The sequence below is a fragment of the Rothia sp. HMSC075F09 genome (assembly GCF_001810515.1).
Classification (GTDB): Bacteria; Actinomycetota; Actinomycetes; order Actinomycetales; family Micrococcaceae; genus Rothia.
Genome location: NZ_KV801780.1, coordinates 121,300 through 143,115, shown reverse-complemented (window position 1 = coordinate 143,115; position 21,816 = coordinate 121,300). Strand labels below are relative to the sequence as shown.

The following is a 21,816-nucleotide window of genomic DNA, read 5'->3' as shown; positions in this document are numbered from 1 at the left end:
GAGGTTAACCTATGGCTCTGCGTTGGCTCACTGCCGGAGAATCCCACGGCGAGGCGCTCGTCGGCATTATTGAGGGCGTACCCGCCGGTGTGGAACTCACCAGCGACATGGTGCGTGACGCCCTGGCTCGCCGCCGCCTCGGCTACGGCCGCGGTGCCCGCATGAAGTTCGAGGAGGACCGCGTGCGCATCCTGGGCGGTGTGCGTCACGGCCTGACTCAGGGCGGCCCGGTCGCGATTGAGATTGCGAACACCGAGTGGCCCAAGTGGACTGACGTGATGAGCTCCGATCCGGTGGATCCGAAGCTGATTGAGGGTCGTGCGCGTAACGCTGCGCTGACTCGTCCGCGCCCCGGTCACGCCGATTTTGCGGGTATGCAGAAGTACAACTTCTCTGAGGCTCGCCCGGTGCTGGAGCGCGCCTCCGCTCGTGAGACTGCGACCCGCGTGGCGCTTGGTGTGGTTGCCGCACAGATTTTGAAGGCTTTGGGTGTTGAGCTGGTTTCTCACACCGTGGCTGTGGGTGGCGTGCACGCTCCCGAGGGTGCCCCGGTACCTTCGCCGCGCAACGTTGATCAGCTGGACGCTGACCCGCTGCGCTGCTTCGATAAGGCTACCTCCGAGGCGATGGTTCAGCGTGTGGACGAGGCACACAAGGACGGCGAGACTCTCGGCGGTGTGGTTGAGGTGCTCGCGTACGGTATGCCTCCCGGACTGGGTTCGTACGTGCACTGGGACCGCCGCCTGGATGCGCGCCTTGCCGCAGCGCTGATGGGTATTCAGGCTATTAAGGGCGTTGAGGTTGGTGACGGTTTCGCGACCGCTGACCGCCCGGGCACTGCCGCTCACGACGAGATTTCCATTGGCGAAAACGGCGTAACCCGCGATACCAACCGTGCAGGTGGTATTGAGGGCGGCATGAGCATTGGCGACCTGCTGCGTGTGCGCGCGGCAATGAAGCCCATTGCGACCGTGCCGAAGGCCCTGAAGACCATTGACACTTCCACCGGTGAAGAGGCACGCGCCCACCACCAGCGTTCGGACGTGTGTGCCGTTCCCGCCGCCGGCGTGGTGGCGGAGGCCATGGTCGCCCTGGTGCTCGCCGAGGCGGCACTGGAGAAGTTTGGCGGCGACTCGATTGGTGAGACTCGCCGCAACATGGATTCCTACCTGGACGCCATTCCGGCGTCTCTGGCGTGGGAGTCTAACGTTGCCGGTTGGGACGCGTAGTGCCCCTTCCGGCGGAGTCTGAGGGCCGCGGCGCGAAGGGTCGCGGGTCCGGGGAGGTTTCTGTGGAGCAGGGTGTTCGCCCGGTCGCTTCGAGCCCCCTTGCGCGTATTGCTGCGGCAACGCAGCGTGCGCGAGGGGGCGCTTCGCCGCGCCCGGAACCCGGCGCAGAATCCGGTGCGGAACCCGGCGTATCTGTTGCGGCTGAGCAGTCTGTTGAGGCATCGGGTGTTGAGGTTTCGGGTGCGGAGGCTCATGAGGCTGTTGCGCGTGAGGCTTCTTCCCGCCCGGCTTCTCGCGTGCCCACCCCCGCTGACCTGATGCGTTCTGGCACCCGCCCCCTGCCCGCCGCCGCTACTACGGCGAGCACGCAGGGTGTGCGCCTGTACGCCTCCTCGGTGTCTGAGGACGCCGACCCGGCGCTCGGCCTGGACGAGGACCTGCGCCTGAAGCTGCTCAGCGCCCTGCAGGGCATGGGCACCGCTGAAGAGGAACCCCGCAGGGAACCCGCGAAGGCGGAAGCACCCAAGCCCGCAGCTCCAAAACCGGCCGCGCCGTCAGTAGTCGTTGCGCCCAAGCCGACTGTGCCTAAGCCGGCACCTCCGAAGCAGGCTCAGCCTGCAGAAGCGGAGGGGGAGAGTGCTACCGCTTCTGCTCCCGTAGCCGCACCTGCACATCCTGTAGCTGTGCCCGCGGCTGAACCCACCAAGCCGGTTCGTCCGACCCCGGCGCTGTTCGGCAAGGTTCAGGTTGCCGCACCCGCAGTATCTGCAACACCCGTTGCACCCGCCGCGGAAGAAGAGAGCCTGGCGGGGGAGACGCCCCTCGACGCTTCCGAACTGCCCGCAATCCCGGCTGAATCTGTGGCACCCGCAGAGCTCACCGTCCCCGCAGAGGTGCTCGCAGAAGACGAGTCCGCCGGCGCTCGCATCCACCCGCAGCAGGTGCGTGAAATGCACGAGAACTTCGCGGAACGCTCCCGACCCATCGTGCTCATCGGCCCCATGGCGGCAGGTAAGACCTACATCGGTACGCACCTGGCGCGTTTCTACGGCTACGAGTTCCTCGACGCCGACCAGCTCATCGTTGAACGCTACGGCGAAGTCTCCGAAATCTTCGAAATTTTCGGTGAGGCGTACTTCCGCGAGCTCGAACGCAAAACCATCGAAGAGGTCCTCACCTCGCCCGTGTACCGCAACACGGTGTTCTCCCTGGGCGGTGGCGCGCCCATGACCGACTCGGTCGCGGAGCTGCTCAAGGACGAATGCGTGGTGTACATCCTCGTTGATGCTGACACCGTCACCCCGCGCATTACCGGCAACAAGACCCGCCCGCTGCTGCAGCCGAACCCGGTCGAGCGGTGGACCGAAATTTTTGAGCGCCGCCGCAGCCGATACGAAGAGCTGGCGCACTTCACCCTGGACGCACGAGGCGGCCGCCCCATCACCGAGATGACCGCCAAAATCCAGGCGTACGTGACCGCAACCCGCACCTCCCGCGCGCAGCGCCCCCAAGCATAACCCCTCACCTGTGAAAGGACACATGATGAGCACTCAGCCCACCCCCACTTTCGGTGCCTCCGGCGCGGAAGATATTACCCGCATCCCGGTGACCGGCAGTTCCCCGCGTGAGAACTATGAGGTTCTCATCGGCCACAACCTGCTCGGTAAAATCCCCGAAATTCTGGGCAACCGCGCCAAGAAGGTGCTCGTGATTCACCCGCGTGCCCTGCGTTCCACCGGTGAGCTGGTCATGGAAGACCTGCGCGCCATGGGCTACGAATCGTTCAGCGCCGAAATCCCGGACGCTGAGGAAGCGAAGCACTACCAGGTGGCGGCGTTCTGCTGGCAGGTGCTCGGTCAGAACGACTTCACCCGCACCGACGCGATCATCTCCGTGGGCGGCGGCGCTATTACCGACGTTGCCGGCTTCGTCGCGGCAACCTGGCTGCGCGGCGTGCGCGTTATTCACATTCCGACCACCCTGCTCGGCATGGTGGACGCTGCCGTGGGCGGTAAGACCGGCATCAACACCGCCGAAGGTAAGAACCTGGTCGGCGCGTTCTGGCCGCCCGCAGCGGTGCTCTGCGAAATCGGTACCCTGCGCACCCTGCCTGAACATGAGCTGCTGACCGGCATGGGTGAGGTCGTCAAGTGCGGCTTCATCGCAGACCCCGAAATCCTTGACCTGATCGAGGCGAACCCGGACGCCGTACGCGACTCGCAGTCCGCCGTGATGCGTGAACTCATTGAACGCAGCGTACGCGTGAAGGCGGAGGTCGTCTCCGAGGACCTGCGCGAATCCGGCCGCCGCGAAATCCTGAACTACGGCCACACCCTCGCCCACGCCATCGAGCGCAACGAACGCTACCAGTGGCGTCACGGCGCGGCAGTGTCCGTCGGCATGGTCTACGCCGCCGAACTGGCGCTGGCAACCGGCCACGCCGACGAAGAACTCGTGGCACGCACCCGCCACATCCTCGAATCCCTGGGCCTGCCCACCTCCTACAAGGCAGACGCATGGCCCCAGCTGCTCGAAGCAATGCGCCGCGACAAGAAGGCACGCGGCAACCTGCTGCGCTTCATTATTCTTGACGGTTTGGCTCGCCCGCGCGTCTACGAGGTGCCGGACGACTCGATCCTGTACATGACCTACCAGGAGATCATCTCCGAGTAGGCGTGAGTCCGTACAATCACCGCCACGCACACCAGCATGCGGCAGCCGGGCGGGGTGCCACAGAAAAACTGTGGCGCCCCTGCTAGGCAAACTCGTGCGCATCCTGTAGAATGTACGGGACATATTTTTGCTCATTGAAAACTTAGCGCCTCGCCGGGTACCACTACGGCGTGAGCGTCGATGACACGAAGGAGAGCCCCATGGCATCCACTACCGATATTAAGAACGGCGCCGTCCTGAAGATTGACGGCAACCTCTGGTCCGTCGTTGAGTTCCAGCACGTTAAGCCCGGTAAGGGTGGCGCATTCGTCCGCACCAAGCTGCGCAACGTTACCTCCGGCAAGGTCGTCGACCGTACCTTCAACGCTGGCGCTAAGATCGAAACCGCAACCGTTGACCGCTCCGACTACCAGTACCTGTACCAGGACGGCGACGACTACGTCTTCATGGACATGAAGACCTACGACCAGATCAACGTTCCCGCAACCGTTGTCGGCGACGCAGCAAACTACATGCTCGAGTCCCAGACCGCAACCATCGCAATGCACGAGGGTAGCCCCCTGTACATCGAGCTGCCCGCATCCGTGGTCCTCGAAATCACCTACACCGAGCCCGGCCTGCAGGGTGACCGCTCCACCGGCGGCACCAAGCCCGCAACCGTTGAGACCGGCTACGAGATCCAGGTTCCCCTGTTCCTGGAGACCGGCACCAAGGTCAAGGTTGATACCCGCACCGGTGAGTACCTCGGTCGCGTGAACGACTAATGAATTCGCGTACGAAAGCCCGATTGCGCGCCCTCGAAGTGCTCTTCGAGGCGGATCAGCGCAACGAAGATTATATTGAGGTACTCCGCCGCCGCCGACTGTACACGGTAGCGCAGATTTCTGCTTACTCTGAGGAAATCATTCGTGGCGTCCGCGACCACGACGAAGAGATTCGCGAGTTTGTGGAGACTTACGCCCGTGACTGGTCCTTCGAGCGTATGCCCGCCGTGGACCGTGCCGTGCTGCGTATTGGCACGTGGGAGCTTCTGTACAATGACGAAGTTCCGGATGCTGTCGCAATTTCTGAGGCTGTCGGTCTGGCGCGTGTGCTGTCCACGAATGAATCTCCGAAGTTCGTGAACGGTCTGCTGGATAAGCTCCGTCAGGTGAAGCCGACCCTGCTCGCGTAAGACGTCCCGCCGCGGCCTGCCCTCCAGCTTTTATGGTTGGTTGGTTGCTTGCTGCTGTTGAGGATGTGCCCGCAGGGGAGCGTACGTGAAACCCCCGCCGTGCTGTAGTTCGCTACAGGACGGCGGGGGTTTTCTGTGTCTAGGTTGCGTTTGGTTGGTGCAGTTCTGCGTGGGGTTCCGTATTGGGTGCGGATGCGCTCGCAGGGTTTGTTAGCAACAGTTGAGGTTTCATCGGAGCCCGTGGGTAGGGTAGGCGGCAACAGTCGAGGCTTCACCGGACAACGCGGGCGGGGGAGTGCCCCCTCTGCGGCGCTGAGCGCCTTGAGGACGGAGCCCCCGCCCTGCGTGTCCGGTATGCGCCTCGTTTAGTATGACTACTCGCTTTGAGCGGATGCGGTCGCCTTGTCTGCCGGAATTGCTTCGCTACCACAACCAATATGTGTGGTCCTTATGTCAGCAACAACGAATGCGTCGTCTTCGGCACGGCGAATAAAAATAATTTCTTGCGTTAGCTGAGGGTCCTTAAATTTCTCGCCCTTGGGCCCCCGAAGATCGCTCCAGTCTTCACAGTAGCGGAGAATCACACCGGTATTGGGCTCGACAGTGCCGTCCTCGTTGCTGCTTCCGTAAATTAGCTTTGTCTTGACGTCACGGAAGATAATGTCGCCTTCCGGGGAAATCTCCTGTGAAAGCTCTTGAAATTCCTTCACGGTCTCCCTCAGCTTTTCAAGAGTGTTTGCGTGCGCGTATCGCGTCAGTTCTTCATCACTGGTGTGTTCCACATTTCCGTGCCTCCAGGCATTCCAGAGGCGCTGATGCTGCTCAAATGCGATGAGTGCAGTCTTTTCAGTTACCTCAGCGGCTTCCGGAGAATCATTGTTCACGCCCATGCTTGCGTGAATCATTACGATTTCGGAGCCAGACGGACCGGTCGGGGTGGGCGAAGGAGTGGCAGTTGCAGAAGCTTCAGCGCTTGCGGAAGTTGAAGTGCTCGATTCTGCGCTGACCTGCACGCCGCCGGAACAAGCGGACAGGGTGAGCATCATTGCCGCAGAAAGCGCGGCAATAGAACTACGGTTAAACATCATTGTTAGTTCTTTTCTGGTGTGTGGTTGTGTAAACCGCAGAATTATCCATACAACAACGTGTGGAATTCAGCGGAATGTTATCGGTTGATGCCATTACCCTAACATATATCCACGGAGCACACACCCCAGCGTATTATTTGTTCATTTTATCGATTTTCCATTCATTGCAGTGCAGGTTAGGGACTCAGCATATGCCTCATCCTGTTTCCCCCTCACCGTGAGCGGTCTCTCGCCGAACCTGAACGTAGCCTGTGAACTGTGGTACCCTACTAGAAGCACAAAACCTTTAAATCCGTCCCGTGAGGCGGGGAAGGAGACGGCTATGCCTGGGTCAACTGTACCCACATCCGGCGCGAATCAGGGGCGAAATCTAACCGCAGCCCCCCATTCGGCAACCCCTCAAAGCACCTCCGAGGACGCGACCACCGTCGGCCGCACCATCCTCAGCGAGGACGAAATCCGCCGCGCCCTCACCCGCATCGCCTACGAAATTATTGAAACCAATAAAGGCGTAGAAAACCTCGTACTCATCGGCATCCGCTCCCGCGGCGTGCCCCTCGCCGTACGACTCGCAGCCCGCATCCAAGCCATCGAGCCGAACTTCAACGCAGAAACACGAATCGGCGCCCTGGACATCACCGCCTACCGCGACGACCAGCGAACCGGCGGCACCACCTCCCCAGACACCGCAGGGGAAAGCATCATGCCCACTATCGGCATTGAAGGCAAAACCGTAGTCCTCGTTGACGACGTCCTCTACTCCGGCCGCACCGTACGCGCCGCCCTCGACGCACTCAACGCCCACGGACGACCAGCCCTCGTACGCCTGGCAGTCCTCGTAGACCGCGGACACCGGCAACTACCCATCCGCGCCGACCACGTGGGCAAAAACCTGCCCACCAGCGCCAGCGAAACCGTGCGCGTCGTACTCACCGAAACCGACAACGCAACAGACCGAGTTGACATTATCCAGCTGGGAGGGCTCTCATGAAGCATCTGCTCGACACCCGCGAACTAACCCGCGAAGAAGCCATCGAAATCCTTGACGTCGCCGACTACATGGCGCAGGTCAAAGCCGAAAACCGCACCCTCAACGTGCTCAACGGCAAGACCGTCGTCAACCTCTTCTTCGAGGACTCCACCCGAACCCGCCTCTCCTTCGAAGCCGCAGAGAAGCGCCTGGGCGCCGCCGTCACCAACTTCTCCGCATCTGGCTCCTCCCTGTCTAAGGGCGAGTCGCTCAAGGACACCGCGCAGACCCTCAAGGCGATTGCCGCGGATGCGTTCGTGATCCGCCACTCGGCATCCGGCGCACCGCAGCGCCTCGCCGAGGCAGGCTGGACCGACATCCCCGTACTCAACGCGGGCGACGGCACCCACGCACACCCCACCCAGGCACTGCTCGACGCCGTATCCCTGCGCCAGTACAAGGCAGAACTCGACGGCCTCGACAGCCCCCGCGGCACCGACCTGTCCGGCATGCGCGTGCTCATCGTCGGCGACATCCTGCACTCGCGCGTGGCACGCTCCAACCTCTGGCTGCTAACCACCCTCGGCGCGCAGGTCGTCTTCGTCGCACCGCCGACCCTGCTGCCGCTGAACACCGCCTCCTGGGTTGAAGAAGCAGGCCTGGAAATCTTCCACGACTTCGACGAAGCCATCGCCACCAACCCCGACGCCGTCATGCTGCTGCGCATCCAGAAGGAACGCATGAACGCCGCGTACTTCCCCTCCGCAGAGGAGTATACCGACCTGTGGGGTCTGACCGCCGAACGCTTCGCAACCCTGCAGGAGCAGCCGCAGCCGGTCGCAATCCTGCACCCGGGCCCCATGAACCGCGGCCTGGAAATCTGCGCCGAAGCCGCCGACGCCACCAACTCCTGGGTCCTGCGCCAGGTCAGCAACGGTGTGGCGCTGCGCATGGCGGTGCTCTACCTGCTTCTGACCGACGGCTCCAGCGCCAAGCTCTACGCCGGCGACGAATCCTAAACGACCTTCCTAACGAGAGGAACCAACACCATGAGCAAGTACCTGATCAAGGGCGCAAGCCTCTACGGCGAAAAGGTCGCCGACATCCTCATCGAGGACGGCGTGATTAGCCGCATCGCAGAGAACATTGACGCCGCAGACGCACAGGTCGTCGAGGCGGCAGGCCAGGTGGCGCTGCCCGGCCTGGTCGACATCCACACCCACCTGCGTCAGCCCGGCTACGAGGCATCCGAAACCGTCGAGACCGGCACCCGCGCAGCAGCCCTGGGCGGCTACACCGCAGTGTTCGCCATGGCAAACTCCATGCCCGTGGCAGACACCGCCGCAGTCGTTGAGCAGGTTGACCGCCTCGGCAAGGAATCCGCATGGTGCCGCGTGCAGCCCATCGGCGCAGTGACCGTGGGTCTGAAGGGCGAGCGCCTCTCCGACATTGGCGGCATGGCGAACTCCACCGCGAACGTGCGCGTGTTCTCTGACGACGGCATGTGCGTGTACGACCCCGCAGTGATGCGCCGCGCCCTCGAATACGTCAAGACCTTCGACGGCGTTATTGCACAGCACGCACAGGAGCCGCGCCTGACCGAAGGCGCCCAGATGAACGAAGGTAAGGTGTCCGCTGACCTGGGCCTGACCGGCTGGCCCGCCGTCGCTGAAGAGGCAATCATTGCCCGCGACGTGCTGCTGGCTGAGCACCTGGACTCCAAGCTGCACATCTGCCACCTGTCCACCAAGGGCTCCATTGAGGTTGTGCGCTGGGCTAAGTCCCGCGGTGTGAAGGTGACCGCGGAGGCAACCCCGCACCACCTGCTGCTCACCGACGAGACCGCACGCACCTACGACCCGATTTTCAAGGTGAACCCGCCGCTGCGCACCGAAGAGGACGTCATGGCGCTGCGTCAGGCTGTTGCTGACGGCATCATCGACGTGATTGGTACCGACCACGCACCGCACCCGGCAGAGACCAAGGAATGCGAGTGGGCGTGCGCCGCGAACGGTATGACCGGCCTGGAGCAGGCACTGTCCATCATCCAGATGACCCTGGTTGACACCGGCATGATTACCTGGCGCGATGTGGCACGCATCCTCTCCGAGGAGCCCGCGAAGATTGGTCGCCTGGACCACGAGCAGGGCCGCCCGCTTGCCGAAGGCGAACCGGCAAACATTGTGCTGGTCGACCCGAAGGCAACCCGCGTGATTAAGCCGGAGGAGCAGGCAACCAAGGGTAAGAACAACCCCTACCGCGACATGGAGGTACCCGGCTCGATCCGTGCAACCTTCTACGCTGGCCACCCGACCGTGCTGAACGGCGAGCTGGCAACCCCGCGCCGTTAACCCGCGAGGCAAACGTACGTAGTGACCGTGCCTGGCGGTGGTAGGTTCACGCCTGCCACCGCCTCGCCGGGAGCACCGTCCCCAACCTCACCAACCCAGGCCGAGATCATCGACCGAGACCCCAACCGAAAGAGAGAACCTTCGTGGGAAAGTTCCTGACCGCCGTCATCTGCATCGCCCTGGTCGCCCTGTGCATCTACGGCATGTGGCACGGATGGCGCTCGCGCCTGGCACGCCAGGCGAACATGTTCGGCTCCCTCAAGGAAGTTCCCGAACGCTACGAGGGTATGACCGCTGACGCCGCTTTCGAGGGCGAGTACGTCAGCACCACGATCTTCGGTAACTGGCTGGACCGCGTGGGTTTCGATTCGCTCGGCTTCAAGAGCAAGTCCACCCTGCTGATTTACCCGGACAGCATCATCTTCACCCGTAACGGCGCGAAGGACCTGTGGATTCCGGCGAAGAAGCTCGCAGTCATCACCACCGACCGCGGTATGGCGGGCAAGGTTGTGGAGAAGAACGGCCTGGTCGTGATTGGTTGGACCCTGGACGGTCACCGCGTGCAGACCGGCTTCCGCACCCGCTACGCCGAGGACAAGCAGGCGGTACTGCGGGAGCTGCGCCGCATCGCCCCGAATGCGGTGGATGCGCCCGAGAAGTGGGCGGCAGAACCGGAAGCCTAAATCCCGGTGTAATATCCCGGCGCAATATCCCTGCGCACCCACACCCATAGATTTTGCCCCACGGCAGGCGAAAACCCCGCCGAAGGCACCATAGACTACCCCGGAACTTGCACGGTAGAGGCCGTACAGGAAGCGGGGGAGAACACCAGAGAAAAGGAAGAAGAGCATGACTGACATGACACGATCCGGCGCCCTGCGTACGGACCGCGCGCTGCTCGTCCTGGAGGACGGCACCGTCTACCGCGGCTACGGCTACGGCGCAACCGGCGCGTCCCTGGGCGAGGCGGTTTTCTCGACCGGTATGACCGGCTACCAGGAAACCCTGACCGACCCCTCCTACGCGGGTCAGATTGTGGTTCAGACCGCTCCCCATATCGGCAACACCGGTGTGAACACCACCGACGCTGAGTCCCGCAAGATTTGGGTTGCCGGCTACGTGGTTCGCGACGCCGCACGTGTGGCATCCAACTGGCGTTCTGAGCGCACCCTCGACGAAGAGCTCATCGAGCAGGGCATCGTCGGTATTCAGGGCATTGACACTCGCTCCCTGACCCGCCGCCTGCGTTCGAGCGGTTCGATGCGTGCGGGCGTGTTCTCCGGTGAGCACGCAGAACGCCCCGAAGCTGAACTGCTGGAGGAGGTGCGCGCCTCCGAGCCGATGGCTGGCCGTAAGCTCGCTGACTCCGTTTCGGTTGACACCGCCTACACCGTTGAGCCGCACCAGTTCAACTGGTTCGCACCCCCGGTCGCAACCGTTGTCGCCCTGGACCTGGGCATTAAGTCGATGACCCCGCAGCGTTTCGCTGAGCGTGGCGTGCGCGTGCACGTGCTGCCCGCAAGCGCAACCCTCGAGGACATCTACTCCCACAACCCCGACGGCGTGTTCTTCTCCAACGGCCCCGGTGACCCGGCAACCGCTGACGAGCAGGTTGAGCTGCTGCAGGGCGTGCTGCGTAAGGGCACCCCGTTCTTCGGCATCTGCTTCGGTAACCAGCTGCTCGGCCGCGCCCTGGGCTTCGGCACCTACAAGCTGCCCTTCGGCCACCGCGGCATCAACCAGCCGGTCATGGACAAGACCACCGGCAAGGTTGAAATCACCGCACAGAACCACGGCTTCGCTGTGGACGCGCCGATTGGCGACTACGTGACTGCACCGAACGCCGAGTTCGGTCAGGTCATGGTCTCCCACGTGGGTCTGAACGACAACGTGGTTGAGGGCCTGACCTGTAAGGACATCCCCGCGTTCTCCGTGCAGTACCACCCCGAGGCTGCTGCGGGCCCGCACGATTCCGCCTACCTCTTTGACCGTTTCATCGACCTGATGGTCGCAACCAAGACTGCAAAGGAAGCATAAATGCCTCGTCGTACTGACCTTAATAGCGTCCTCGTCATCGGTTCCGGCCCCATCGTCATCGGTCAGGCAGCGGAATTCGACTACTCCGGCACTCAGGCGCTGCGCGTGCTGAAGGAGGAAGGCGTGCGCGTCATCCTCGTGAACTCGAACCCGGCAACCATCATGACCGACCCCGAGTTCGCGGACGCCACCTACATTGAACCCATCACCCCCGAGGTGATTGAGAAGATCATCGAGAAGGAAAAGCCGGACGCAATCCTGCCGACCCTGGGTGGTCAGACCGCACTGAACGCGGCTATCTCCCTGGATGAGCGCGGCGTGCTCTCCAAGTACAATGTTGAGCTCATTGGTGCGAACATTGAGGCGATTAACCTCGGTGAGGACCGTGAAGCATTCAAGGGCGTGGTGGAGCGCGCCGGCGGCGAGTCTGCACGCTCGGTGATTGTTCACTCCATGCCGGAGGCGCTGGAAGCCGCTAAGGAGCTGGGCTACCCGATGGTGGTCCGCCCCTCCTTCACCATGGGTGGTCTCGGCTCGGGTATGGCGTACAACGAGGAAGACCTCTACCGTATTGCCGGCGCCGGTATTCAGTACTCGCCGACCAGCGAGGTCCTGCTGGAGGAGTCCATCCTCGGCTGGAAGGAATACGAGCTGGAGATGATGCGTGACACCAACGACAACGTCGTGGTCGTCTGCTCCATCGAAAACTTCGACCCCGTGGGCGTGCACACCGGTGACTCCATCACCGTGGCACCCGCACTGACCCTGACCGACCGTGAGTTCCAGAAGCTGCGCGATATCGCGATCAACGTGATTCGTGAGGTTGGCGTGGACACCGGTGGTTGTAACATCCAGTTCGCGATTGACCCGAAGACCGGCCGCATCATCGTCATTGAGATGAACCCGCGTGTGTCTCGTTCCTCGGCGCTCGCGTCGAAGGCTACCGGCTTCCCGATTGCGAAGATTGCGACCAAGCTGTCTCTGGGTTACACCCTGGATGAGATTCCGAACGATATCACCCAGAAGACCCCGGCGTCCTTCGAGCCGACCCTCGACTATGTGGTTGTGAAGGTTCCGCGCTTTGCGTTTGAGAAGTTCCCGGCTGCTGACCCGACCCTGACCACCACCATGAAGAGTGTTGGCGAGGCTATGGCTCTGGGCCGTAACTTCACTGAGGCTCTGCAGAAGGCGATGCGTTCGCTGGAGCAGAAGGGTGCGTCCTTCTCGTTCAAGCCGCTGAACCTCTCTGAGGCTGAGCTGGCTGAGCTGATTGAGAAGACTAAGGTTCCGACCACCCAGCGTATCTACCAGGTGCAGCAGGCCCTGCTGGCCGGTGCCACCGTGGAGCAGCTGCACGAGGCCACCAAGATTGACCCGTGGTTCCTGGATCAGCTGGTGCTGCTGAATGAGGTGGCCGGCGTGGTTCACGCCAAGCGCGACCACCTGGATCCCGAAACCCTAAAGCTGGCCAAGCGTCACGGTTTCTCGGATGCACAGATTGCCGAGATTATTGGCTCCTCCGAGGACGTGGTGCGCGGCGTACGCCACGCCCTGGGTATCCGCCCGGTCTTCAAGACTGTTGACACCTGTGCTGCCGAGTTTGAGGCGTTCACTCCGTACCACTACTCCTCCTACGACCTGGAGGATGAGGTGGCCCACCACGAGAAGCCCTCGATCATGATTCTGGGTTCGGGCCCGAACCGTATCGGTCAGGGTATCGAGTTCGACTACTCCTGTGTGCACGCTTCGCTGGTGCTGCGTTCGCTGGGTTACGAGACCGTCATGGTCAACTGCAACCCTGAGACCGTTTCGACTGACTACGATATTTCGACTCGCCTGTACTTCGAGCCGCTGACCCTTGAGGACGTGCTTGAGATTGTTGAGTCCGAGCGTCGTACCGGCGGTCTGATGGGCGTGTTCGTGCAGCTGGGCGGTCAGACTCCGCTGAAGCTGGCTCGTGCCCTGAAGGACGCGGGCGTGCCGATTCTGGGCACCACCCCCGAGGCCATTGACCTGGCCGAGGACCGCGGCGAGTTCGCTCGCGTGCTGGAGGAGGGCGGCCTGATTTCGCCCAAGAACGGTACCGCGTTCACCTTCGAGGGTGCTAAGCGCATCGCTGACGAGATTGGTTACCCGGTTCTGGTTCGCCCCTCGTACGTGCTGGGCGGCCGCGGCATGGAGATCGTCTACGACGAGGCGAACCTGGCTCGCTACCTGGAGAACGCTACCGAGGTTTCGCCCTCGCAGCCGGCTCTGATTGATAAGTTCCTTGAGGACGCTATCGAGATTGACGTTGACGCCCTGTTCGACGGCGAGGAGCTGTACCTGGGCGGCGTCATGGAGCACATTGAGGAAGCCGGTATTCACTCGGGTGACTCTTCTTGTACTCTGCCTCCGATTACTCTCGGCCCGGATATCATCGCGAAGGTGAAGGACGCTACCGAGAAGATTGCTCGCGGCACCGGCGTGCGCGGCCTGATTAACATTCAGTTCGCGTACGTGTCTGAGAACCTGTACGTGATTGAGGCGAACCCGCGTGCGTCCCGTACTGTTCCGTTCGTGTCGAAGGCTACCGGCGTGCAGATGGCTAAGGCCGCTGTGCTGATTGGTCTGGGTAAGACCATTGCTGAGCTGAAGGCCGAGGGCTACCTGCCGTCGAAGATGGATGGTGCGTCCCTGCCGCAGGAGACCGCGATTGCTGTGAAGGCTGCGGTTCTGCCGTTCGCTCGTTTCCGCACCCCCGAGGGTGTTGTGGTGGATTCGCTGCTGAGCCCGGAGATGCGTTCGACCGGTGAGGTCATGGGTCTGGATAAGCACTATGACACCGCGTTCGCTAAGGCTCAGGCTGGCGCCGGTTCGCCGCTGCCGACCTCCGGTAAGGTGTTCATTTCGGTGGCTAACCACGATAAGCGTAACGTCATTATTTACGCGAAGATGCTGGAGTCGCTGGGCTTTGAGATTGTTTCGACCGGTGGTACCGCTGAGGTTCTGCGTCGTAACGGCTTGAACTCGGTGATTGTGGCTTCGAAGTTCGCTGAGGCGAATGGCGACCACTCGATTGTGGACATGGTCCGCAACGGTGACATTGACCTGATTCTGAACACCCCTGCCGGTGGTGCTGCTCGTAGCGATGGTTACGAGATTCGTGCTGCTGCTGTTTCGGTGGGCTGCCCGGTCATGACCACCATTTCTGAGTTCGCTGCGGCTGTTCAGGCGATTAATGCTCTGCGTGAGCACAGCTGGGACATCATGAGCCTGCAGGAGCACGGCGTTCAGCTGGCTGCCGCTGTGGATGCTCGTTCCGAGGGTGGCGAGGCGTAATGTCCGCTACTTTTGGTGATCGTCTGGCGAAGGCGATGGCGGAGCGCGGCCCGCTGTGTGTGGGTATTGACCCGCATCCGAACCTGCTGGAGCAGTGGGGTCTTGAGGATTCCGCTGCCGGTCTGGCTGCTTTTACTGAGGCGGTCTATGAGGGTTGCGCCCCGTTTGCGGCGGCGTTGAAGCCTCAGGTGGCGCTGTTTGAGCGTCACGGTTCGGCTGGTCTTGCTGTGCTGGAGGCGCTGTTTGCCCGCGCTGCCGCTGATGGTGTGCTGATTGTTGCTGACGCTAAGCGCGGCGATATCGGTTCGACTATGAAGGCGTACGCGGATGCGTGGCTCGGCTCGTCTTCGCCGCTGGGTACCGATTCGGTGACTTTGAGCCCGTATCTGGGTTTTGAATCGCTGCGTCCGGCGCTGGATTTGGCTGATGAGAATGACCGCGGCACGTTCGTGCTGGCGTTGACCTCGAACCCTGAGGGTAAGAGCGTTCAGCACGTGGGCGCGTCGGAGTCTGGTCATTCCGGCGAGTCTGGGGGCGCTGTGGCTAAGCGTATTATTGCTGCGGCTACCGCTGAGAATGCTTCCCGCCAGTGGGAGCAGATGGGCCCGTGCGGCCTGGTGGTTGGCGCGACTGTTGGTCAGGCGCTGGTTGATTTGGGTATTGACCTGAGCGTGTTCAACGGCCCGATTCTGTCGCCGGGTTATGGTGCGCAGGGCGCTTCGGCGGCTGATTTGTACCGCGTGTTTGCGGGTGTTGAGTCGCAGGTGCTGGTGAATTCCAGCCGTGGCGTGCTTGCTGCTGGCCCGTCGGTTGAGGGTTTGGCTCAGGCTGCGCAGGCGGCTCGTGATGACCTATTGGCGGCTCGCGGCGCATAGTTCGCGTGTTGTGTGAGAGGGGCGTGTGCTCCGAGTGGATTCTGTTGAGGGTCTGCTCGGGGTGTGCGCCCCCCTTTTGCGTACCCCCTGTGCGTTCCTGTTTTATCGCATTTTTTCGGTACACCCGCATGCATAATTTTGCCACCGCCCGCTCGCGCCGATGCGAGTTTGCTCACCTCTGTAGCGGGGGAGTGCGCCCGCTCTATGAGGCGCTTCTGTGGTTCCACTTTTGATAGGGCGAATACTCCGCTATGCTATAGGGGTACTCCCTGATATTTACGTGCTGACGTGCGTAGACGCATTGTTGGTGCGAGGGTGAGTGCCGCGGGTGGAACGAGGATTCTCGCGCTATCCGTGATACATTAGTTGATAAGTAAAATTCTATAACTCGCAGAAATGGGGGACCCAACCATGCCGCTGACTCCGCTAACTGAGGATGCGCGCGCCTCCGCCCGCGAGAAGGCAGTACTTGCCCGAGCACACCGCCAGGAAATTAAGCGTGCACTGAGTGACCGTGAACTTTCCGTGCGTCAGGTGCTTGATATGGTCGATTCCGACCCTGCACTGGCTAAAATGCCGGTGGGGCAGATGCTGCGCGCACTTCCGGGCATTGGTGCCGTTCGAGCTGAACGCATCATTGAAGAACTTCATATTGCACCGACTCGCCGCCTTGGCGGCCTGGGTGTACACCAGCGTCGCAAGATGGTGGAGTACTTCAACCGTAATTCGCGGTATTTGAACCGTGCACGTCGCAGGACTAATACTCTGCCTCCTGAATCTTCTCAGTCCTAACACATCGTGCCTTCAGTCGATGAAGGCGCAGTAAGGAAGCTATGTCTCAGCCGACTCTCACCGTACTGGCTGGCCCCACTGCTGTTGGCAAGGGTACGGTGTGCCAGTACATTCGTGAGAACTACCCGAACGTGTGGTTCTCTGTTTCCGCTACTACTCGTGATCCTCGCCCCGGTGAGGTTGACGGTACTCACTACTATTTCGTTTCGATGGAAGAGTTTGACCAGATGATCGCTGACGGTCAGATGCTTGAGTACGCTGTGGTGCACGGTAAGAACAAGTACGGTACTCCGCGCGCTAAGGTCCAGGAGGCTCTGGATGCTGGCCGCCCGGTGATCCTTGAGATTGACTTGCAGGGTGCTCGCCAGATTCGCGAGACCATGCCGGATGCTCGCCTGATTTTCTTGGCTCCTCCGAGCTGGGATGAGCTGGTGTCGCGTCTGGTGGGTCGAGGTACCGAGAGTGAGCAGGAGCAAGCTCGTCGCCTTGAAACCGCGAAGGTTGAGCTGGCTGCTGAGAAGGAATTTGACGTCACGGTCGTCAACGACTCTGTTGAGCGTGCAGCGAAGGAGATTGCTGAGCTGATTGGCGCTGCCTAATCTGCATGCTTTGCGTTTGCGGTGGGGCTAGAGTTTCTTCCGACCTGTAGTTCTGCCGTGAGGCGTTGTGAAAGGTGGGGGTTTCGAAGAGTTTTCTTCGGAGCCCCCGCCTTTTGTTTGCCCTGTGCCCGCTACTCTGTGCCTGCCGGTCTGCCTTTTATCCGGGCTGGTACGTGCGTTTTAGCCGTTGAGAGGGTAGAATAGTTCTTTAGTTTTGACCGTGCCCTCAGTGTGCCCGGTTTGCGCCATAGCGCGAACGGTGTGCGGGGGCGTTCGGTACGTACATTCCATCAAGCTATTTGGAGTTTTTAGTGGCAAACGAAATCAAGGAACACGAGGACTACAACTTCGTTGACGGTGTCGCTCCCGAGGGCATCGTGAGCCCCAGCGCTGACGCGCTGATTGAGAAGGCGGAGTCCAAGTACGGCCTGGTGATTTTCGGTGCCCGCCGTGCACGCCAGATTAACGCGTACTACGCTAACCTGCAGGACAATACTGCTGCGCACGTTGGCCCGCTGGTTGACGCTGAGTCGAACGAGAAGTCTCTGTCGGTGGCAATGCGTGAAATCATTGCTGACCGTGTTGTGGCGGAGCACCACCCGGACGCTAAGTTCGATGAGGACGGCTACCCCGTTCCCGAGGATCTGTCCGCTGTGATTGATTTCAGCGCGGCTGAGTTCTCTGGCGCTATCGAGGAGGAGTACATCCCCGCAGGTAGCGAAGAGGTTATTGCTATCGAAGAGGTTATCCTCGACGAGTCCGCTGAGTAATCTGCGTTCTTTCAGGTTTAAGGATTCTTTAACGTACCATGCGCATTATCGTTGGTATTGGAGGGGGCATTGCTGCGTATAAGGCGGCGATGCTCCTTCGTCTTTTTGCGAAGAATGGCGACGAGGTAATCGCCATGCCCACCCCGAACGCGACGAAGTTCGTGGGTGTTCCCACCCTGGAGGCGCTGAGCGGCAACCCCGTCTCGACGGACGTGTTTGACCGCGTGCCGGAGGTGAACCACGTGCGTCAGGCCGAGCAGGCTGACGCTGTGGTGATTGCCCCGGCGACCGCTGATTTGCTGGCTCGTTTGGCGGCTGGTCGTGCGGATGATCTGCTGTCTTCTACGGTGTTGACGACGCACGCCCCGGTGATTTTGGCGCCGGCGATGCACACCCAGATGTGGGAGCATCCGGCGACTCAGGCGAATGTGCAGACGCTGCGTTCGTGGGGTTATCACGTGATTGAGCCTGCGATTGGGCGTTTGACGGGCCCGGATTCTGGTCCGGGTCGCATGCCTGAGCCGGAGGATATTTTCGCGGTCGCGCTGGATGTGATTGAGCGCTTCCCGAAGGGGCAGGTGCACCCGGTGTACACGCCCGGTTACGCGCCGACTGAGCCCCTGTACACGGGCACGGAGCAGGAGCGTATGGCGGCGGCGCGTGCGGCGACGCTGACTTCGGCCCTGCTTGGTCAGGGTGATTCGGGCAAGGCTGAACCCAGCCAGGGTGAACACAGCCAGGCAACTGGCGCATCCGAATCGCTACGTGGCCCTCTGGCCGGCCGCCTCGTGGTCATTACCGCTGGCGGCACCCGTGAGGCGCTGGACCCGGTACGCTTCCTCGGCAACCGTTCGACCGGCAAGCAGGGTGTGGCGCTCGCGGAGGCGGCACGCGACCTGGGCGCGACCGTGCACCTGATTGGCGCGAACCTTGAGGTTCCCGCGCCGGAGGGCGTGCAGCTGACCCGCGTGGTGAGCGCCCTGGAGCTGCGCGAGGCGACCCTTGAGGCGAGCGCGGCGGCGGATGTGCTGATCATGTCTGCGGCGGTGGCTGATTTTAGGCCCGCCGAGTTTGCCGAGTTCAAGATTAAGAAGAGCGCCGATTCTGAGGATGCGCCGGTGATTCAGCTGGTGCGCAACCCGGATATTCTGCGTGAGGTCGTGGTGCGCCGCCAGCAGGCTCATGAGGCGGGGGAGAGCACCCTCGGTCCGAAGCTCATTGTTGGTTTTGCGGCGGAGACCGGTTCGGCGGAGAAGACTCCGTTGGAGCTGGGTCGTGAGAAGCTGCAGCGTAAGGGCACGGACTTCTTGGCGGTCAATACGGTGGGTGTGAATCGTGGTTTCGGCACGGACGATAACACGATTACGCTGCTGTCGACTCTGAATGATGAGGCGCCGGTGTTCTCCGGTTCGAAGAAGGAACTGTCGGTGTGTCTGCTGGAGCATGTGGCGACTTTCCTGCCTGAGCTTTCTGGCTAAGGCAACTGGCGCATCCGCGTAGAGTTTCGGAGCGTTTATAGTGTGGAGCCCGTGCGGTGCCTCCTGTGGGAGGTATCGTGCGGGCTTTGCTGTACCCTTACGGCTCTGCCGCCAGCCTCTTTCTGTAGACCGCCGCTTTTTGTAGACTCCCTTGGGGGAGCATTATGCGCAGGGATTTGTGACCGGGATTTCTTTCCTTTCGGCTTCGGCTGGGGCAGCGTCTCATATTTCTGTCATAGTGGTGAAATTTCTGACCGTACCCCTGAACCGTCAGATAAAGGTCTTGTATCATGGCATAGAGAGTATTTCGCGTTGAAGGGGAAGAAGCACCATGCCCGAGAATCAGAGCAAGCCCGCCACGGTACAGTCCGCCCAGAGTGAGGAGCGCCCTCAGATTCTGGTGATCACCGGTATTTCCGGTGCAGGCCGCAGCACTGTCGCAAACGTACTTGAGGATGAGGGCTGGTACGTTATCGATAACATCCCGCCGCAGATGCTCGGTTCCCTGGCTGAGCTGGTGACCCGCGACGGTGCACGAGTTCCGAAGGTGGCGCTCGGCATTGACGTTCGCGCCCGCGCACTGTTCTCCGATCTTCCCGCTGCGATTGAGACTCTGCGCAAGTCCGATATTGACTTCTCCATGCTCTTCCTTGACGCCAAGGACGAAACCATTATTGCCCGCTACGAGGCTCAGCGCCGCCCGCACCCGCTGCAGGGTGAGGGCCGCGTCCTCGACGGTATCCGCGCTGAACGCACTCTCTTTGAAGGTCTGCGCCTCGCTTCTGACCGCACCATTGACACCACCGGCATGAATGTTCACGAGCTGGCTCGTACCGTGCGTGAAATGTTTGCTGAGGGTGCGGATAAGAAGCTGAACCTGACCGTGATGAGCTTCGGCTTCAAGTACGGTGCGCCTTCGGACGCTAACTACATGGCTGATATGCGTTTCATCCCGAACCCGCACTGGGTTCCGGAGCTGCGCCCCCTGACCGGTCAGGACGCCCCGGTGCGCGACTACGTGCTGGAGCACGCAGGCACCGAGGAGTTCATCAGCAACTATCTTGCGGCTCTTCGCCCCGTGCTTGAGGGCTACCGCCGTGAGGGTAAGTACTACGCCACCATCGCAATTGGCTGCACCGGTGGTAAGCATCGTTCCGTGGCTGTGACGGAGGAACTGGCTCGTCGTCTCTCTGCTTTCGGTGAGCTGAACGTGAATGTTCAGCACCGCGACAAGGGCCGCGAGTAAGTTTTTCCCGGCGCGTCCCAACCACCGCGTCGTGTTTCATTAGCCGCCGTCCGGCCCCGCACACCGTGGGGCCGGCATACCATTCCTTCCGGGTATGTGAGGTATTACTATGTCTACCCATTCGACCAGTTATGACACTCAGGGTATTCCGCGCCTGCCGGCTCTGCCGACTCAGGCTTTGCGCTTGTTGAAGACCACGCACCGTTCGCCGAAGGTTACGGCGATGGGCGGCGGCCACGGGCTGTACGGTTCCCTGTCTGCGTTGCGCCACGTCACGCCTGATTTGACGGCTGTTGTGACGGTTGCTGACGATGGCGGTTCGTCGGGTCGTTTGCGTGAGGAGATGGGTATTCTTCCTCCGGGTGATTTGCGTATGGCGCTTTCTGCGCTCTGTGATGACACCGATTGGGGTCGCACGTGGCGTGATGTGATGCAGCATCGTTTTAGCGCGCCCGAGGGGTATGAGGGCGAGTTCCCGCTGGATTACCATGCTCTCGGTAACCTGCTGATTGCGACTCTCTGGCAGCTGCTGGATGACCCGGTTGCGGGTCTGGACTGGGCGGGTGCGCTACTGAATGCGCGTGGCCGCGTGCTGCCGATGGCGCTGGATCCGATGGTCATTTACGGTACCGTGCTGCGTGAGCATAACGGTGGCGGTATTGAGCGTGTGAAGGTGGTCGGCCAGGTGAACCTCTCGAAGGAGGAACGCGTTCACGATATTGGTCTGACCCCTGAAAATGCTCGCCCCTGCCCGGAGGCACTTTCTGCTATTGAGGAATCCGATTGGATTGTTTTGGGTCCGGGTTCGTGGCGTACGTCGGTTCTGCCGCATCTGCTGTTGGACGCTCAGCGTGAGGCGATTATCCGCACGGAGGCGCGCCGCTGCGTGGTTATGAACCTCTCCGACGATAAGGAGACGGTCGGCTTCACCCCGGCAACGCACTTGGATTTGTTGCGCCAGTACGCCCCGAAGCTTCACCTTGACGCGGTGATTGCTGATGCTGACATGCAGGCTGATCACCGTTCTGAGCTGGAGCGTGAGGCTTCTGCGATGGGTGCGAAGGTTGTGTGGGCGCATCTGCGTTCGAGCTCCCAGCCGAATGTGCACGACCCGCTGAAGCTTGCGGCTGCGTATAACGAAGCGTTTGAGCTGAGCTCCTAGGTTTACTGGCTTGGGTTTGCTGCTCAAGTGTGTTGCTTGAGCTGGCTGTTA

General features: G+C 61.4%; 19 protein-coding genes. 18 read left to right on the top strand and 1 reads right to left on the bottom strand.

What is annotated here, in order from left to right; translation table 11 throughout:
* Positions 1–11: 11 nt before the first annotated feature.
* The 5 genes from aroC (at position 12) to nusB (ending at position 5,076) form a co-directional block, all read left to right on the top strand.
* Positions 12–1,229 carry a chorismate synthase gene (gene aroC, locus HMPREF2749_RS02540; RefSeq protein WP_070593346.1) on the top strand — a complete coding sequence of 406 codons (1,218 nt, stop codon included), beginning with the start codon at positions 12–14 and terminating at the stop codon, positions 1,227–1,229.
* Positions 1,229–2,746, top strand: a complete 1,518-nt coding sequence (locus tag HMPREF2749_RS02535) for a shikimate kinase (RefSeq protein ID WP_070593345.1) — start codon at positions 1,229–1,231, stop codon at positions 2,744–2,746. Before aroC ends, HMPREF2749_RS02535 begins: the two co-directional genes overlap by 1 nt.
* A gap of 25 nt (positions 2,747–2,771) precedes the next feature.
* Positions 2,772–3,902 (top strand): 3-dehydroquinate synthase, encoded by a 1,131-nt coding sequence (aroB, locus tag HMPREF2749_RS02530; RefSeq protein WP_070593344.1) that lies wholly within the window; start codon positions 2,772–2,774, stop codon positions 3,900–3,902.
* Between the two features lie 200 nt (positions 3,903–4,102).
* Entirely contained in the window at positions 4,103–4,666 is a 564-nt protein-coding gene (gene efp / locus HMPREF2749_RS02525) for an elongation factor P (protein WP_005505932.1), read from the top strand.
* Positions 4,666–5,076 carry a transcription antitermination factor NusB gene (gene nusB / locus HMPREF2749_RS02520; RefSeq protein ID WP_005505934.1) on the top strand — a complete coding sequence of 137 codons (411 nt, stop codon included), beginning with the start codon at positions 4,666–4,668 and terminating at the stop codon, positions 5,074–5,076. Before efp ends, nusB begins: the two co-directional genes overlap by 1 nt.
* A 374-nt stretch (positions 5,077–5,450) precedes the next feature.
* Here nusB and HMPREF2749_RS02515 read toward each other — a convergent pair whose 3' ends face one another.
* The gene (locus HMPREF2749_RS02515; protein WP_070593343.1) at positions 5,451–6,164 is read right to left on the bottom strand and encodes a hypothetical protein; all 714 of its coding nucleotides are present in this window, start codon (positions 6,162–6,164) and stop codon (positions 5,451–5,453) included.
* Positions 6,165–6,486: 322 nt separating this feature from the next.
* Between HMPREF2749_RS02515 and pyrR the strand changes: the two genes are divergently transcribed.
* The 13 genes from pyrR (at position 6,487) to yvcK (ending at position 21,765) form a co-directional block, all read left to right on the top strand.
* Positions 6,487–7,155, top strand: coding sequence for a bifunctional pyr operon transcriptional regulator/uracil phosphoribosyltransferase PyrR (gene pyrR, locus HMPREF2749_RS02510; RefSeq protein ID WP_049345471.1), 669 nt, complete (start codon positions 6,487–6,489; stop codon positions 7,153–7,155).
* Entirely contained in the window at positions 7,152–8,153 is a 1,002-nt protein-coding gene (locus tag HMPREF2749_RS02505; RefSeq protein ID WP_070593342.1) for an aspartate carbamoyltransferase catalytic subunit, read from the top strand. Before pyrR ends, HMPREF2749_RS02505 begins: the two co-directional genes overlap by 4 nt.
* 30 nt (positions 8,154–8,183) lie before the next feature.
* Entirely contained in the window at positions 8,184–9,485 is a 1,302-nt protein-coding gene (locus HMPREF2749_RS02500; RefSeq protein WP_070506251.1) for a dihydroorotase, read from the top strand.
* 143 nt (positions 9,486–9,628) lie between these two features.
* The gene (locus tag HMPREF2749_RS02495) at positions 9,629–10,168 is read left to right on the top strand and encodes a PH-like domain-containing protein (protein ID WP_005508722.1); all 540 of its coding nucleotides are present in this window, start codon (positions 9,629–9,631) and stop codon (positions 10,166–10,168) included.
* A gap of 166 nt (positions 10,169–10,334) precedes the next feature.
* Positions 10,335–11,522 (top strand): glutamine-hydrolyzing carbamoyl-phosphate synthase small subunit, encoded by a 1,188-nt coding sequence (gene carA / locus HMPREF2749_RS02490; protein ID WP_049341910.1) that lies wholly within the window; start codon positions 10,335–10,337, stop codon positions 11,520–11,522.
* Positions 11,523–14,843 (top strand): carbamoyl-phosphate synthase large subunit, encoded by a 3,321-nt coding sequence (gene carB / locus HMPREF2749_RS02485; RefSeq protein ID WP_070593341.1) that lies wholly within the window; start codon positions 11,523–11,525, stop codon positions 14,841–14,843.
* Complete coding sequence (gene pyrF, locus HMPREF2749_RS02480; RefSeq protein ID WP_070593340.1) at positions 14,843–15,718, top strand: orotidine-5'-phosphate decarboxylase; 876 nt, start codon at positions 14,843–14,845, stop codon at positions 15,716–15,718. The genes carB and pyrF overlap by 1 nt, the downstream gene beginning before the upstream one ends.
* Before the next feature lie 411 nt (positions 15,719–16,129).
* Positions 16,130–16,510, top strand: coding sequence for an integration host factor, actinobacterial type (mihF, locus tag HMPREF2749_RS02475; protein WP_005505949.1), 381 nt, complete (start codon positions 16,130–16,132; stop codon positions 16,508–16,510).
* A gap of 41 nt (positions 16,511–16,551) precedes the next feature.
* A complete protein-coding gene (gene gmk / locus HMPREF2749_RS02470; protein WP_005505951.1) occupies positions 16,552–17,109 on the top strand; it encodes a guanylate kinase in 558 nt (185 codons plus the stop codon).
* Between the two features lie 311 nt (positions 17,110–17,420).
* Positions 17,421–17,879 (top strand): DNA-directed RNA polymerase subunit omega, encoded by a 459-nt coding sequence (rpoZ, locus tag HMPREF2749_RS02465; protein ID WP_070593339.1) that lies wholly within the window; start codon positions 17,421–17,423, stop codon positions 17,877–17,879.
* Between the two features lie 38 nt (positions 17,880–17,917).
* The gene (locus HMPREF2749_RS02460) at positions 17,918–19,357 is read left to right on the top strand and encodes a bifunctional phosphopantothenoylcysteine decarboxylase/phosphopantothenate synthase (protein ID WP_070593338.1); all 1,440 of its coding nucleotides are present in this window, start codon (positions 17,918–17,920) and stop codon (positions 19,355–19,357) included.
* Positions 19,358–19,688: 331 nt separating this feature from the next.
* A complete protein-coding gene (gene rapZ / locus HMPREF2749_RS02455) occupies positions 19,689–20,603 on the top strand; it encodes an RNase adapter RapZ (protein ID WP_005505957.1) in 915 nt (304 codons plus the stop codon).
* A 109-nt stretch (positions 20,604–20,712) separates the two neighbouring features.
* On the top strand, positions 20,713–21,765 hold the full coding sequence (yvcK, locus tag HMPREF2749_RS02450) for a gluconeogenesis factor YvcK family protein (protein ID WP_012903503.1): 1,053 nt from the start codon (positions 20,713–20,715) through the stop codon (positions 21,763–21,765).
* Positions 21,766–21,816: the final 51 nt, after the last annotated feature.

What these genes read in the sequence shown, in the direction of transcription:
- aroC (WP_070593346.1), top strand. Translation starts at nt 12, where the DNA reads ATGGCTCTGCGTTGGCTCACTGCCGGAGAATCCCACGGCGAGGCGCTC.
- aroB (WP_070593344.1), top strand. Translation starts at nt 2,772, where the DNA reads ATGAGCACTCAGCCCACCCCCACTTTCGGTGCCTCCGGCGCGGAAGAT.
- efp (WP_005505932.1), top strand. Translation starts at nt 4,103, where the DNA reads ATGGCATCCACTACCGATATTAAGAACGGCGCCGTCCTGAAGATTGAC.
- nusB (WP_005505934.1), top strand. Translation starts at nt 4,666, where the DNA reads ATGAATTCGCGTACGAAAGCCCGATTGCGCGCCCTCGAAGTGCTCTTC.
- HMPREF2749_RS02515 (WP_070593343.1), bottom strand. Translation starts at nt 6,164, where the DNA reads ATGATGTTTAACCGTAGTTCTATTGCCGCGCTTTCTGCGGCAATGATG.
- pyrR (WP_049345471.1), top strand. Translation starts at nt 6,487, where the DNA reads ATGCCTGGGTCAACTGTACCCACATCCGGCGCGAATCAGGGGCGAAAT.
- HMPREF2749_RS02505 (WP_070593342.1), top strand. Translation starts at nt 7,152, where the DNA reads ATGAAGCATCTGCTCGACACCCGCGAACTAACCCGCGAAGAAGCCATC.
- HMPREF2749_RS02500 (WP_070506251.1), top strand. Translation starts at nt 8,184, where the DNA reads ATGAGCAAGTACCTGATCAAGGGCGCAAGCCTCTACGGCGAAAAGGTC.
- carA (WP_049341910.1), top strand. Translation starts at nt 10,335, where the DNA reads ATGACTGACATGACACGATCCGGCGCCCTGCGTACGGACCGCGCGCTG.
- carB (WP_070593341.1), top strand. Translation starts at nt 11,523, where the DNA reads ATGCCTCGTCGTACTGACCTTAATAGCGTCCTCGTCATCGGTTCCGGC.
- pyrF (WP_070593340.1), top strand. Translation starts at nt 14,843, where the DNA reads ATGTCCGCTACTTTTGGTGATCGTCTGGCGAAGGCGATGGCGGAGCGC.
- mihF (WP_005505949.1), top strand. Translation starts at nt 16,130, where the DNA reads ATGCCGCTGACTCCGCTAACTGAGGATGCGCGCGCCTCCGCCCGCGAG.
- gmk (WP_005505951.1), top strand. Translation starts at nt 16,552, where the DNA reads ATGTCTCAGCCGACTCTCACCGTACTGGCTGGCCCCACTGCTGTTGGC.
- HMPREF2749_RS02460 (WP_070593338.1), top strand. Translation starts at nt 17,918, where the DNA reads ATGCGCATTATCGTTGGTATTGGAGGGGGCATTGCTGCGTATAAGGCG.
- rapZ (WP_005505957.1), top strand. Translation starts at nt 19,689, where the DNA reads ATGCCCGAGAATCAGAGCAAGCCCGCCACGGTACAGTCCGCCCAGAGT.
- yvcK (WP_012903503.1), top strand. Translation starts at nt 20,713, where the DNA reads ATGTCTACCCATTCGACCAGTTATGACACTCAGGGTATTCCGCGCCTG.